Source organism: Lentzea aerocolonigenes (genome assembly GCF_000955955.1).
GTDB classification, from domain to species: Bacteria; Actinomycetota; Actinomycetes; order Mycobacteriales; family Pseudonocardiaceae; genus Lentzea; species Lentzea aerocolonigenes_A.
Genome location: NZ_JYJG01000492.1, coordinates 1 through 13,820 on the forward strand (window position 1 = coordinate 1; position 13,820 = coordinate 13,820).

At 69.6% G+C, this 13,820-nt stretch carries 9 protein-coding genes; 3 read left to right on the plus strand and 6 right to left on the minus strand.

From position 1 onward, the window contains the following. Positions 1–87: 87 nt before the first annotated feature. Positions 88–1,149, minus strand: a complete 1,062-nt coding sequence (locus tag UK23_RS44550; RefSeq protein WP_045317891.1) for a hypothetical protein — start codon at positions 1,147–1,149, stop codon at positions 88–90. After that, the gene (locus tag UK23_RS44555) at positions 1,149–1,649 is read right to left on the minus strand and encodes a SigE family RNA polymerase sigma factor (RefSeq protein ID WP_045317892.1); all 501 of its coding nucleotides are present in this window, start codon (positions 1,647–1,649) and stop codon (positions 1,149–1,151) included. Before UK23_RS44555 ends, UK23_RS44550 begins: the two co-directional genes overlap by 1 nt. A 122-nt stretch (positions 1,650–1,771) precedes the next feature. On the opposite strand from UK23_RS44555, the gene UK23_RS44560 reads away from it, so the two are divergent. Beyond that, complete coding sequence (locus UK23_RS44560) at positions 1,772–5,326, plus strand: S8 family serine peptidase (RefSeq protein ID WP_045317893.1); 3,555 nt, start codon at positions 1,772–1,774, stop codon at positions 5,324–5,326. Between the two features lie 36 nt (positions 5,327–5,362). Here the strand turns inward: UK23_RS44560 and UK23_RS44565 are convergent, their stop codons facing one another. From UK23_RS44565 to UK23_RS44575, 4 genes are all read right to left on the minus strand, one after another. Further along, on the minus strand, positions 5,363–7,156 hold the full coding sequence (locus UK23_RS44565) for an ABC transporter ATP-binding protein (RefSeq protein WP_196778162.1): 1,794 nt from the start codon (positions 7,154–7,156) through the stop codon (positions 5,363–5,365). Between the two features lie 174 nt (positions 7,157–7,330). Then, complete coding sequence (locus UK23_RS50980; protein WP_052685605.1) at positions 7,331–8,056, minus strand: tetratricopeptide repeat protein; 726 nt, start codon at positions 8,054–8,056, stop codon at positions 7,331–7,333. Next, a complete protein-coding gene (locus tag UK23_RS44570; RefSeq protein ID WP_052685606.1) occupies positions 8,037–10,358 on the minus strand; it encodes an AfsR/SARP family transcriptional regulator in 2,322 nt (773 codons plus the stop codon). Before UK23_RS44570 ends, UK23_RS50980 begins: the two co-directional genes overlap by 20 nt. Before the next feature lie 76 nt (positions 10,359–10,434). After that, positions 10,435–11,067: a M15 family metallopeptidase gene (locus UK23_RS44575; RefSeq protein ID WP_045317895.1), complete on the minus strand. Its 633-nt coding sequence runs from the start codon at positions 11,065–11,067 to the stop codon at positions 10,435–10,437. Between the two features lie 270 nt (positions 11,068–11,337). Between UK23_RS44575 and UK23_RS53385 the strand changes: the two genes are divergently transcribed. Beyond that, positions 11,338–12,747 carry an FG-GAP-like repeat-containing protein gene (locus UK23_RS53385; protein ID WP_052685607.1) on the plus strand — a complete coding sequence of 470 codons (1,410 nt, stop codon included), beginning with the start codon at positions 11,338–11,340 and terminating at the stop codon, positions 12,745–12,747. Positions 12,748–13,065: 318 nt separating this feature from the next. Next, the gene (locus UK23_RS44585; RefSeq protein WP_045317896.1) at positions 13,066–13,806 is read left to right on the plus strand and encodes a ribonuclease activity regulator RraA; all 741 of its coding nucleotides are present in this window, start codon (positions 13,066–13,068) and stop codon (positions 13,804–13,806) included. Positions 13,807–13,820 lie beyond the last annotated feature (14 nt).

Genomic DNA, 13,820 nt, shown 5'->3' on the forward strand with positions numbered 1-13,820 from the left:
CGGCATCTACGTACCAGTCACCCCCGGAACCTGCACCCCCGGTGGTGAACAGCAACAGGTTCCGGGGTGACTGCGTTCGAGCCGCGGTCAGTGCGGCAGGACGAGCCGGTTGGCGATGTCGTACAGGTCGGCCTCCGGTACCCGGCCGGCGATGATGACCGGGGCTCCCCCGACCGCGTCGAGAACCCACAACTGGTGGTAGCCGTTCTCGTCGACGTAGCGCGTTTCGTGGCCCTGCACGGGTTGTCCCGGCGCGCCGGTCGGGTTGCCGCCGACAGCGCTGTTGACGTGGATCGACGGCTGGACCGTGCACGTGCCCAGCGAGTAGCTCGTGTTGGTCCCTGCCCCGGCAGGGGGCCGGTCCATGCCCTGTTCGACGTCGAAGGCGCAGATCCGCATCCCGTTGGGCAGGTCGCGCAGGCCGAACGCCGGGGTGACGGTCGTCGTGCCCGGGAAACGGATGTTCTCCGCGATCTTGCGGCCGGCGTCGATGAGTTGCTGCACGGGCGCTGTGCTGCCGTGCGCGGCGGACACGTTCACATACATCGAACCGCCGTCGGGGTGCGCCACGTACAGCTCGTAACCGCCAGGCCCGGTGGACACCGAACTCTCGATGCCGTGCTGCCCGTTGATCGTCACGGACCTGCCAGGACCCGACTTGAACGTCGCCTGGTCCACCGGCACCATCCGGAACTGCTGGACGTCGACCTCCAGGACCTGGCCGTCGGCCGTGACGGTCAGCATGTACTCGCCGCCGTACAGGGGCGCGGCCGGGTTGGCCGCGCTGGACCCGACGTTGATCCGCTGCGCCCGGTAGGCGACCGAGCCCGGCGGGAGCCAGCCGAGGGAGTAGGGCATCTGCAGACCCGCCGGGGCCTGTTCGGCAGTGGTCGGGGTCTGGCTGCCCTGGGAGCCGTTGGCGGTGGCGGCGATCTGGGGTTGCTCGGCTGGGCCAGGCCGGTTCAGCACCACGGCGGTGACGGCGCCGAGGGTCAGCACGGTCGCCCCGGCGGCGACCGCGAGCGGGCGGCTCAGCCCGGAGCGCCTGCTGTCGATGCGTTGGCGTGCCGCGGCGAGCACCGCGTCGCTGTCGGGCGCGTCGTGTTCGTGCGCCGTGAAGGTGTCCTTGATCAGGTTCTCGATGTTCATCACGTCTCCCTGGCCTCCGCCATCTGCTCGATGGCCAAGCCGTTTCGCAGTGCCGCCAATGCTTTGTGGGCGTGTGCGCGGACGGTGGCCTGGGCGCAGCCGAGCAGCCCGGCGATCTCGGGATCGGGCAGTTGCTCGTAGTACCGCAGCACCACCACAGCGCGTTGACGCTTGGGCAGCCGCGCCAGGCGTTGCCACATGTCCTCGCGCGCGGCGTGGTCCGACGCGAAATCGTCCGCACGTGCCTCGTCGGGCAGGTCGTCCGACGCGAACACACGCGCAGACCAGCTATGTCGCCAGGACAGGTAGCCGTTGGTCACCATCCGCAGCACATACCGGTCGGGGTGATCCGCGCTGCTGATCCGCGACCAGTGCCGGTACACCTTGACCAGCACGTCCTGCACCAGATCAGCCGCCTGCTCCCGCTCGCCGGTGAGCATCGTCGCGTACCGCAGCAACCGCGGTAGTTGCGCACGGGCGAAGTCGTCGTAGTCAGCCATCACTGTTGGAGACTCACACCGACGGTGATCTGTTTACCGGCTTCGGCGAATAAACAGGTTGATCCACTCAACGAGTCATAGAGGCAAGGGGAAACACCAGCTGACGACACAAGGGGCGATCTGTGCACAAACGCGGTTTCATCCATGCGGCGGTCGTCGCCGTGGTGGCGACCGGTGTGGCCGTCTCACCAGCAGCGGCGGAACAACCCACACCGGCGCCGGCCGAGGCACCCAGGACGGTCACGTTGATCACCGGCGACAAGGTGACCGTGACCAGGAAGAACGGCTCCTGGGACGCCAAGATCCAGCCGGCCGCCCGGCTCGGGCCGGTGCGGTTCGTCAAGTCCGTCAGCGCCAAGGGCGTCACGGTGATCCCGTCGGTCGCCGAGCCGCTGATCCGGGCGGGCGAACTGGATCGCAAGCTGTTCGACGTGACCGGCCTGATCGACCTGGGCTACGACGACGCCCACACGTCCGAGATCCCGCTGCTGGTCGAGTCCAGAGGCGCCCGGACGCTCGGCAAGATCACCCGTGAGGTGCCGGCGGTCGGGCTCTCCGCGGTGGCCACGCCGAAGAACAAGGCCGCGGAACTGTTCGGCAAGGCCGGCGCGGGCAAGATCTGGCTCAACGGCAAGGTGCAGCCGTCACTGGACGTGAGCGTGCCGCAGGTCGGCGCGCCGGTCGCCTGGCAGGCCGGGTACACCGGCGCGGGCGCGACCGTCGCGGTCCTCGACACCGGCTACGACCCGAAACACCCCGACCTGGCCGGGATCGTGAAGGGCGAGAAGGACTTCACCGGCGAAGGCATCGTCGACAACGTGGGCCACGGCACCCACGTGGCCTCGACCGTCGCCGGTCGTGGCGCCAAGTACACCGGCGTCGCCAAGGGCGCGGACCTGCTGATCGGCAAGGTCTGCCAGACCGGCGGCTGCCCGTTCGACGCGATCCTCGCCGGCATGCAGTGGGCCGCGGACAGCGGCGCCAAGGTCGTGAACATGAGTCTGGGCGGCGGGTCCGGCGACGGCGTCAGCGACCCGCTGGAGATCGCGGTCAACCGGCTCTCAGCCGAGAAGGGCACGTTGTTCGTGGTCGCGGCCGGCAACTACGGCCAGCGAACGCCGGTCTCGAGCCCCGCGTCCGCGGACGCCGCGCTGGCCGTGGCCAGCGTGAGCAAGCAGGACAAGTACAGCCTGTTCTCGCAGCCCGGACCGCGGTTCAAGGACCACGCCGTCAAACCGGACATCGCCGCGCCCGGTGAGGACATCGTGGCCGCGCGAGCCACGGGAACGCTCGCCGACCGTGCCGTCGACGAGCACTACGCGCGGCTGAGCGGCACGTCCATGGCGACGCCGCACGTGGCCGGTGCCGCGGCGATCCTGGCCGCACAGCACCCCGACTGGACCGGGCAGCAGATCAAGGCCGCGCTGATGGGCAGCGCGACCCCGATCGACGCCACGATCTACCAGCAGGGCGCCGGCCGTCTCGACGTGGGCAGGGCGTCCAAGCAGACGATCATCCCCAGCACGGGCAGCCTGAGCCTCGGTTTCGTGCGGTGGCCGCACAACCAGCCCGCGCTGACCAAGCAGATCACGTATCGCAACACCGGCAGCGCACCGGTTTCGCTGCGCCTGAGCATGGACGTCCCGGCGTTCCGCATGAGCGCCGATGAGGTCACGGTGCCCGCCAACGGTGAAGCCGCGGTGACTGTCACCTTCGACCACTCCGCCGCGCAGATCGGTGTCCACGGCGGCAGGCTCACTGCCAAGAGCGGCGACGGCACGGTGATCCAGACACCGGTCGGCGCGTACAAGGAACCGGAAAGCTACGACCTGACGGCGAAGCTGATCGACCAGAACGGCGCCGCGCCGGCCGAGGGCCTGCTGGCGGGCGCGATCTGGGTTCCGCTGGGCACCGGCCAGGACGACTTCGACCTGATCGGGAACAACAGCACCGTGCGGCTGCCCGCGGGCCGGTACGCCGTGTTCGGCACGGTCCAGACCGCGGTTCCCGGTCAGCCCCTGCCGACCAGCACCAGGGTGGCCGACCCGGAAATCGATCTGCACAAGGACACCGTGGTCACGCTCGACGCCAGGAACAGCAAGAAGGTCAGCGTGCAGGCCGACGAGAAGGACGCCCGCCCGATCTCCTGGACGAACGGGATGGTCATCGACACCGGTGCGCGTGGCGTCGGCTACTACAGCATGTCGGACAACAACGACTACGCCGCGCCCACCACCAAGCACACCAAGGAGTTCCGGTACTTCGACCGGATGAAGCTCGAACGGCCGCAGGTCCGGCTGACGGTCGGCAAGCCCGAGTCGTTCGAGGTCCCCGTGGAGTGGGTACCGGGCTCGCCGCAGCCGGCCGGCTCTCGCGCACTGTCCGCTGTGGACGTCGGGCATGCCACGCCCGGCGAGATCGCCGCGGCCGATCTCAAGGGCAAGCTGGCGGTGTTCACCCTGGGCGACGGTGAGGGCCTCGAGTTCAGCCCACGGGTGCGGGCACTCGCCGAGGCGGGCGCGAACTCCGTGCTGTTCCACTTCTCCGGCAGCCCCGTGCGGTTGACGGAGACGCCGCCACTGCCGTTGACGGCCACGTTCAGTCCTGAGGGCGCTCGGCTGGCGAAGTTGCCGAACGCGTCGGTGACGCTGACCGGCTTGCCGGTGAGCCCGTACCGGTACGAGCTGGTGTTCCCCAGTTACGGGGACGTTCCAGCGAACGTGACCTACCGGCCGCGCAACAGCGACCTGGCCACGGTGAGGACGACCTACCGGGCGCCGGTGGACGGTGTGGGCTACGCGTCGATGTTCGCCACCGACGGGAAGTACGACCTGGAGGGCTCGCTGGAGTCGACGCCGACTCCGCTTCCCAGGGAGCGGACCGAGTACTACTCCCCTGCCACTTGGGCGAACTCCGTGAGCGTGCTGGCGGGCGGTGCCGCGCAGCAGTACGAGGCCGCCAAGCGGACCTTCAAGCCCGGTGAGAAGTCCACTGTGGACTGGGGCAAGGCCGTGATCGGGCCGGGTGTCACCGGGTCGGTGGGCTTCTTCTCGGCCGAGCCGCACCTGACGTACCGCGCCGGCGAGAAGATCAACGCCCATCTGCCGCTGTTCTCCGACTCGGCCGGCCACTCCGGGTTCCCCGATTCCGGTGACACCGGCGACACCGTGCTCTACCTGGACGGCAAGGAGATCGCCCGCAGCGGCCAACCCGGCAGCGGCCAGTTCACGGTGCCGGCGGGCGCGGCGAACTACCGGCTCACCGCCGACGCGAGCCGGAGCAACCCGGGATGGCCACTGTCCACAAAGGTCAGCGTGGAATGGGGCTTCCGGTCAGGGCACACCACCGCCGCCACCCCACTGCCGTTGCTGTCGATCGGTTTCGACCCCGAACTCGACCTGACGAATCACGCGCCCCGCAACGCGCTGTTCCCGGTACCGCTGCGCGTCGACCGGCAGCCGGGCGCACCGGGCGGCAAGGCCGTGCCGAACCAGGTCGAGGTGTCCTGCGACGACGGGCAGACCTGGCAGCGGGTGCCGGTGCTGCGCGCGAACGGCGGCTGGTTGGCGGTCATCCGGAACCCGGCGTCCGGGTTCGTGTCGCTGCGCGCGAACGCCGCGGACCAGGACGGCAACACGGTGACCCAGACGGTCATCAGGGCCTACCGGGTGAACTGACCCGCTCGTACTCGTTGATCAGCCCGCGAAGGCTGATCAACGAGTACTGACCGTCTCGTCGAGGAAGCCGCCGGACTGGTGGCGCCACAGCTTCGCGTACGTCCCCTCGGCGTCGAGCAGTTCCGCATGGGTGCCCTGTTCGACGATCCGGCCCCGGTCGAGCACGATCAGCCGATCCATCCGCACGACCGTGCTCAGCCGGTGTGCGACGACGATCGCGGTGCGGCCCTCCATGAGCCGCCACAGCGCCTCTTGGACCAGCACCTCGCTCTCCGAGTCCAGCGCGCTGGTCGCCTCGTCCAGCAGCAGGATCGGCGCGTCCCGCAGGATGGCGCGGGCCAGCGCGACCCGCTGCCGCTGTCCGCCGGACAGTTTGATGCCGCGTTCGCCGACCATCGTGTCGAACCCGTCGGGCAACGCGTCCACGAACTCCGTCACGTGCGCGGCATGCGCGGCGCGGAGGATCTCGGCGTCGGTCGCGCCCGGCCGTGCGAACGCGATGTTCTCGCGCAGCGTCCGGTGGAACATGGCCGGGTCCTGGGGCACGTACGCGATCAGGCCGCGCAGGTCGGCCTGACTCAGGCGGGCGATGTCCTGTCCGCCGATGAGGACGCGGCCCCGGTCGACGTCCATCAGCCGCAGGAGCAGCCGGGTGAGCGTGGTCTTGCCGCCGCCGGAGCGACCGACGAGCCCTATCCGCGTGCCCGCGGGGATGTCGAGGTCGAGCCCGTCGAACAGCGGCTCGTCACCGCCGTGTGTGAACACGACGTTCTCGAACTGGACTCGGGAGTCCTTCACCAGCAACGGTTCCGGGTGCAACGGGTCGAGCACCGTCGGCGGGTCGAGCAGCAGTTCGGTGAACTGGGCTGCCTCGGTGAGCGCACTCTCCACCTGCCGGTAGATCTGGTTGAACTCGAACATGATCCGCGTCGCGTTCCCGAAGTAGGCGAACGTGACAACGATCGCCTCCACGCCGATCCCACCGCTGACCCCGATCGCGACCACGAGGCCGAGCACGTTGGTGAGCACCGACAGCGGCGCGATCACGGTGTCGATGCGCAGGTTGTTGTAGTCCCACGACCGCAGTGCCAGCGTTCGCTGCTTGGCAGCGCGGGTCCGGTGCTCCGCGCCCTCGCGCCGCTCGGCGGCGAACGCCCGCACGGTATCCATGTTCGTGAGCGTGTCCGAGACGTGGCCGGACACCTGGGCGATGGCGGCCTCGCGCTGGTCGACCAGCCGCTGACGGTGGCGGATGAGCGGCGCGACCACACATCCCGTGACCAGGATCAGGCCGACCAGCACCGCGACGAGGACCGGGTGGTAGCTCCACAGCACGACGCAGGCGAAACCCAGCGGGATGAGGTTGGCGAAGATCTTGAACGCCAGCGTGTCCACGAAGTCCTCGAAGCGGAACGCGAAGCTCAGCACCCGCTTGGTGAGCGATCCGGCGAAGTTGTCGTGGAAGAACGCCGCGTCCTTCCTCAACAGCTCGTCCATGGCGAGGGCGGACAGGTTCTCGATCCCGCGGCCGTCAACGCGGTTGAGGCAGTGCATGCCGATGCGCCACAGCAACTCCGAGAGGAGCATCAAACCGCCGAAGGCCAGCACGTACGGCAGGACGGCACCGAGGCTCGTGTCGCCACCACCCGCAAGCTTTCCCACGAGGCCGCCCACCGCCAACGGCGCGAGATAGAGCTGACACGTGACCCCCAGCGCGGGCGACACGAGAGCACCCGCGGAGAGGAATCCGTGGCGCCGCAACTCCTTTCCGTACAGGCGCAGAGCGAGCGGCACCGCGTTCTCGCGGACAGGCCTTTCCGTTTCTGGCACGACCCTCCGACCCCCTCCGAACACCTCAGCTTCCCCATGCTGCCGCAGAGGGTCTGGTTGCAGCGACCGAATATCACCGCACAGACGCGGCCGGCGGCACTCCCACCGAACGCCGAGGATTGTCCTAAAAGGACCTTCAAGCCACGAGCTGAGTTCCGGGCGAAGCCGAGCTGTTCACACCGGCAGCTCGCCGTACTCCGCGTACTCCCGTGCCCCTCGCGCGCGGAACACCGACCGCGCATGCGTGAACGCCGCCTCCGCCGCCTCCGCGTCACCCCGGCTCCGGTGCAGCAGCGCGAGGTCGTACTCGGTGCGCGCCCGCCACAGCGGTGTCTCCATGGCGTCCCAGATCGACATCGCCGCGTCGAGGTAGTCCTGCGCGAGGTCCAGCCGTCCCTCTGCCAGGTGCAGCTGTCCGAGGACGCGCAGGGTGACGGCCTGGCCCCAGCGGTCGTCCTTGGCGCGGACGGTGGCGAGCACCGCTTCGAGCCGGGGCAGCGCCTCCGCGCTGTGGCCCGACCGCATCTGCGCCTTGGCGTGGGCCCGCACGGCGTAGGAGTGCATGAGGTCGTCGCCGAGTTCGCCGAAGATCGTGGCGGCGTCGGCGCACAGCGTCATGGACGTCTCGTAGTCCTCGCGCGCCCGGTGGTAGAGACCCATGCTGCGCAACGACAGTGCGACCCCTCGTCTGCTGCCGGCCCGCCGGTACGCGGCCAGTGACTGCTCCAGGTCCGCCCTCGCCTCGTCGTACTCGCCCATTTCCAGGCGGACCGAGCCCCTGATCCGCAGCACGTGCCCGATGCCCACCTGGTCGTCGAGCGCCTGGGACAGGGTGGCCGCCTGGCTCAGGAAGTGCACCGCCTCGGTCAGGTGTCCGGGTTCACGGCACGCGAGACCCATCCCGGCGAGTGCGGCGGCTTGGCCGCGGACGTCGTGCAGGTCGCGGTAGCGGTCCAGCGCCTCGCCGAAGAGCTGGCGGGCCTCGGCGAAGCGGTCCCTCGGCGAAGCGGTCCTGGGAGTACCGCAGACGCGCGAGTTCGGCCAGCACGTCCGCGGCGAGGCCGGGGTCGCCGACGTGCTGGACCGACGTCATCGCGACGCCGATGATCCGGTCCCTGAGGTCGTGGTTGGTCACCTGCTCGATCGCGGTGTGGGCCGAGACGAAGTCGCACACGTGCCGGTGCAGGCCGATGGCGGCGGCGCGTTCGACCGCCACCACGAGCGCCGGTTCCTCATCCCGCAGCCAGGCGTCGAGGTCGTCGGACAGCCGTTCGGCCATGGCGGTGACGCCGTCGGGTTCCTGGTGCCCGGTGGCCGGACGCCAGGTGGACTCGGCCGGAGGGCTGTTCACGGCCGTGCAGCTCAGCAGCGCGATCCAGCCGTCCAGAACGCGGGCGATCGACGCGGTCAGCTCGGCGGGCTCGTCGGCCTCGGCTCGTTCGCGGGCGTAGAGCCGGACCAGGTCGTGCAGCCGGTAGCGCAGGACTCCCGCCGCGTCGGCACCGGACAACGTGGCCAGCTGCGCGTCGACGAGCACCTCCAGAACCTTCTCCGCGTCCGCCTCGGACGTCTCGAGCAGCCAGCTCACCACCCAGGTGGAGAAGTCGGGCAGGCCGAGGTGTCCCATCCGGCCCAGTGCCGTGCGGGCCCCGTCGTCGAGTGCCCGGCAGCTCAACGCGATGCTGCTGCGCACGGCCAGGTCTCCCGCGGAGAGTTCGTTGAGACGGCGGCGTTCGTCGGTCAGGCGATCGGCGAGGACCCGCAACGGCAGCTGCCGCCGCGAGGCCAGGCGGGCACCGGCGATCCGCAACGCGAGCGGCAGGCGTCCGCACGCGGCGACGATCCGGTTCGCCGAGTCCACGTTCTCCGCCAGGCGCGCCTCGCCGACGATCCGCGCGAGCATGTCGTACGCCTCGCCGGGCGTCACGAGGTCCAGTTCGGTGAACAACGCTCCGGCCAGTCCCGCGAGGCGGTCGCGCGACGAGACGAGCACGGCACAGGAGGCGCCGCCCGGCAGCAGGGGCCGCACCTGTTCCTCGGACGCGGCGTCGTCGAGCACCACGAGCACCCGGCGGCCGGCGAGCAACGTCCGGTAGAGCTCCTGGCGCTCCTGCGCCGACTCCGGCAACTGACCGGGATCCATCCCGAGCGCGGTCAGGAACCGGCCCAGGACCTCGCCTGCGGTCGCGGGCAGGTCGCTCGTACCGCGGAGCTCGGCGTAGAGCTGGCCGTCGGGGAAGGACCGGGCCGCCTCGTGCGCGGCGCGGACGGTCAGCGCGGACTTCCCGCACCCTCCCGGTCCCGCCACGATCTGCACGGCGGATGTCTCCTCGCACAGCAGGGCGACCAGTTCCTCCAGTTCCCGCGCCCGGCCGGTGAAGTCGGCGAGCGTCGCGGGCAATTGGGCGGGCGCCGTCGCGAGCGCTGTGCGGGCGACCGGTGCCGCGTCCGCCGCAACCAGCTCCAGGGTGCCGCGCAGGATAGCGGAGTGGATCGTGCCGAGCTCGGCCCCGGGTTCCACGCCGAGCTCGTCGACGAGCGCGTCCCGGCCCTCCCGGTAGCAGGCGAGCGCGTCGGCCTGCCGTCCCAGCCGGTACAGCGTCACCATGAGCTGCCCGCGCAACCGTTCGTTCACCGGCTGCCGGGCCACTGCGGCGGTCAGCTCGGCGAGGTGGTCGAATCGGCCGAGGCCCAGCTCGGCCGCGAAGCGTTCCTCCGCAACGGTCACCAGCAGTTCGTCGAGCCGCCGCGCCTCACCGCTCAGCAGCGTGTCCCGCAGGCCGGACAAGGCGGGACCGCGCGACAGCGCGACCGCCTCCCCGAGCAGCCGCGCCGCCGGCTCATGACCGTGAACCTGGCTCTGCTGCCGGGCTTTGCCGAGCAGGACGGCGAGTTCGTCGGCGTCCACCCTGGCGTCGTCGAGGCGGACCAGGTAGCCCTGCGACTTGGACATGATCACGTCCGGGGCGCCGTGGTCGGCGAAAGCCTTGCGCAGCTTGGAAACGTACGTCTGGATGAGCGACCGCGCGCTGACGGGCGGTTCCTCACCCCACAGCAGCTCGACCAGCCGGTTCGCCGGCACCACCCTGCCGCGTTCCAGCACCAGAGCAACCAGCAGCACCTGTGGCTTCAGACCGCCGAGCGGTACGGATCTGCCGCCCACCACGGCTTCGACCGGACCGAGCAATCGGAACTCCAGCAAATCGTGACCTCCCCGGCGTCACCACCGCAAGTAGATCACACCCGCCGGGGGTCGGAGTTCTGGAAATGCGGATATATCAAGGAACAATGGGCCCGTAGACGGCTTGGGGCGATCCCGTCAGGTACGCCCAGTACCGATCGCCGTAAGACCAGTGCCACCACGCGCTCGGGTAGTTGACCAGTCCGGCGCCGCGCAACGCCTGCGCGAGGACGGCGCGGTGGTGTCGTGCGGTGGCGTCCACCGCGGGATCTTCGGTGTGAGAGCGCTCCGCCGCGGTGTCGTTGACCGCGGTGCCCAGATCGAGCTCGATCTCGTCCACCGTGCACAGGCTCAGGTCCACCGCCGCCCCGGCGACGTGCGGTGCCACCTCGGGAGGCGAACTGCGCACGCTCGCCATCTGGCGCAGCTCCGGCTCGCCGGCCCGCGGTGAGCGCGCACGGGACTCCGCGACGGCCGACTCGAACGACGCGATCTGCAGCGCCTGCGGCCGGTACCCCTCGACGATCAGCAGTCTCAGCTCCGCCGGCAGCAACGTCTGCGCGGTGACCAGCCGGTCCACCACACCGATCCGCAAGTGCGCGTACAACCCTTCCTCGTCGGCAAGCCGGCTGTCGAGCCGAAGAGCGGCAACAGTGCGCAGGTCGACCAGGGGCTCGCCGCGCTCGCGCACCGGGATCGCCGCCACAGCGGGATCCGACAGCCACACCATCTCCAACGCCTCTCCTCCTGGTTCACCGTTCTGAACACGCGGTCGCACGGTGCACGCACGTACTGGAATTTTTCTTTAACGCGACGTACGTCCGTCCGGACGCGGCCGGCGCGTCCGATGGCGCGCACCTGGCGGCACGACGCCGTGCGCACGCGTGCTGGGCTGCGGTTAAAGGTTTCGTGGACCGTCTTGAAACCCCTCCTGGCGAATCTTGGATCCATCACCGGCCGGACACCGACCGGATCCCGCACCAGAGTCGAGGAGAACCCCGTGTTCCGATCAGGAATCAGCCGCACCGGCACCGAGTCCAAGTCCGTCGGCACCGGGCTGCGCAAGACCACCCGCACCGTGCTGTCCGCGGCGCTGGCCGTGATGGCCGGCACCGTCCTGATGGCACCGCCCGCAAGCGCCGCCCCGTCCAGAGACCGCATCGTCGACGTCGCCGCCGGCAAGGTGGGCGAGGACGCCTGCTCGCCCGGCTTCTTCAACAGCTGCGGCATGGCGTGGTGCGCGGAGTTCGCCCGCTGGGTGTGGAAGGAGGGCGGCGTCTCGGATCTCAAGGGCCTCGACGGCTGGGCGCAGTCGTTCAAGACCTACGGCAAGAACAACGGGACGTACCACTCACGGTCCAGTGGGTACAAGCCGCAACCCGGCGACGCCATCGTGTTCGACTGGGACCACAAGTCGGGCGACGACCACCCGATCGACCACGTGGCCATCGTGACGAGCTCCTCCGCCACCACGGTCAACACCATCGGCGGCAACCAGGGTGACCCGAGCCGGGTCCGGAAGTCGAGCTACCAGCGTTCGAACGGCGACATCGACGGCTACATCTCCCCCGTGGGCATCGGCGACGGCGGTGGCGGCGGCGAGAAGCCGGTCGTGAACCACAGCGTCACCGGCGACTCGTTCACGGACCTGGTGGGACGCAAGCCCGACGGCACCATCTGGGCGTACAACAACAACATCCTCCGCGACAACGGCGTCCCGTACACCTCCGGCCGCGAGATCGGCCACGGCTGGAACGCCTTCGACACCGTCCTGTCCGCGGACGTGACCGGCGACGGCTACACGGACCTGGTGGCACGCAAGCCCGACGGCACGTTGTGGCTGTACGCCAACGACAGCAAGAACGACGGCCTGCCCTACAGCTCCGGCCGCCAGATCGGCAACGGCTGGAACGTCTTCGACACCATCGTCGGTGCCGACCTGACCGGTGACGGCTACGCCGAGCTCGTCGGACGCAAGCCGGACGGCACGATCTGGATGTACGCCAACAACATCGTCCGCGACAACGGCAAGCCCTACAGCTCGGGCCGCGAGATCGGCCACGGCTGGAACGTGTTCGACATGCTGGTCGCGGCCGACGTGACCGGTGACGGCTACGCGGAGATGGTGGGACGCAAGGCGGACGGCACGTTGTGGATGTATGCCAACAACATCGTCCGAGACAACGGCCAGCCGTACAGCTCGGGCCGCGAGATCGGCCACGGCTGGAACGCGTTCGACACGATCATCGGTGCGAACGTGACCGGTGACGCCTTCGCCGACCTCGTCGCCCGCAAGGCAGACGGCACGATCCTGCTGTACTCCAACAACATCCTGCGCGACAACGGCCAGCCGTACAGCTCCGGCCGCCAGATCGGCAGCAGCTGGAACATCTTCGACGTCATCATGTGACGCGGTTCTCCGAAGGCGCGCCCGGCGGTTGCCGGGCGCGCCTTCGGCGTTCCACGTCCAGCTGCCTTTGTTCCACCGCTGACGCGGCCGGTGCCGTCCGCACCGAACTGAGCGAGTACTGAGATTTAGTCAACACTGAAGCAACTGTGACAACTCGCACAGCGCGCCAAGGCGAGAGGATCCCGTGTCCGAACGGCTTGACCATCCACCCGCTCGCCGCACCGCTCAGGAAGCTCATCGGTTGTCTGCACTAGGCTCGGGGTCGACGTCTCATCGAGGTTCACCGGCGGTCATCGCGAGTCCCAGGGAGCTACCGACGTGGTCGAGACGCACGACATCGTTCGCCCGCCCGCGGAACTCAGCGCCGCGCTCGCGGTGCTCGGCAGCGCGACGGCCAGCGCCGAGCTCAGCCGCATGGGCATCCGCAGCGCGTTCATCCAGGGGCCGGTCACGGTGACACCCGGGATGCGCGTGGCCGGGCCGGCGTTGACGCTGCAGTTCCTGCCGAAGCGGGAGGACCTGTACCCCGCCGACGAATACGCCGAGCCGGAGAAGCAGTTGCACCGGCACGTGATGTACCACGCGCAGGCCGGCGACGTGATCGTCGTGGACGCGCGTGGTGACATGAGCAGCGGTGTGTTCGGCGAGATGATGCTGACCTACTTCAAAGGTCGTGGCGGCGCCGGTGTCGTGGTCGACGGGTGCCTGCGCGACGTCGGTGAGGCCCGCAAGCTCGGGCTCGGGCTGTGGATCCGGGGCGCCACACCGAACTTCCACGCCCAGACCGGCATCGTGCCGGCCGCGGTGAACGTGCCGGTCGCGTGCGGTGGCACGCTCGTCGAGCCAGGCGACATCGTCGTCGCCGATGACGACGGGGCGGTCGTGGTGCCGGTCAAGCTCGCGCCCGCACTGGTGGCCGCCGCCCAGGAACACGCGGAGTGGGAGGAGTTCTCCCGGATCCGGCTGGCCGAGGGTGGCGACCTGCGGCGGTACTACCCGCTGTCGGACGATGCCAGGGCCGAGTACGAGCGGTGGCGGGCTGATCAGGGCGAGGATTAGGGCCTGTATCGAAG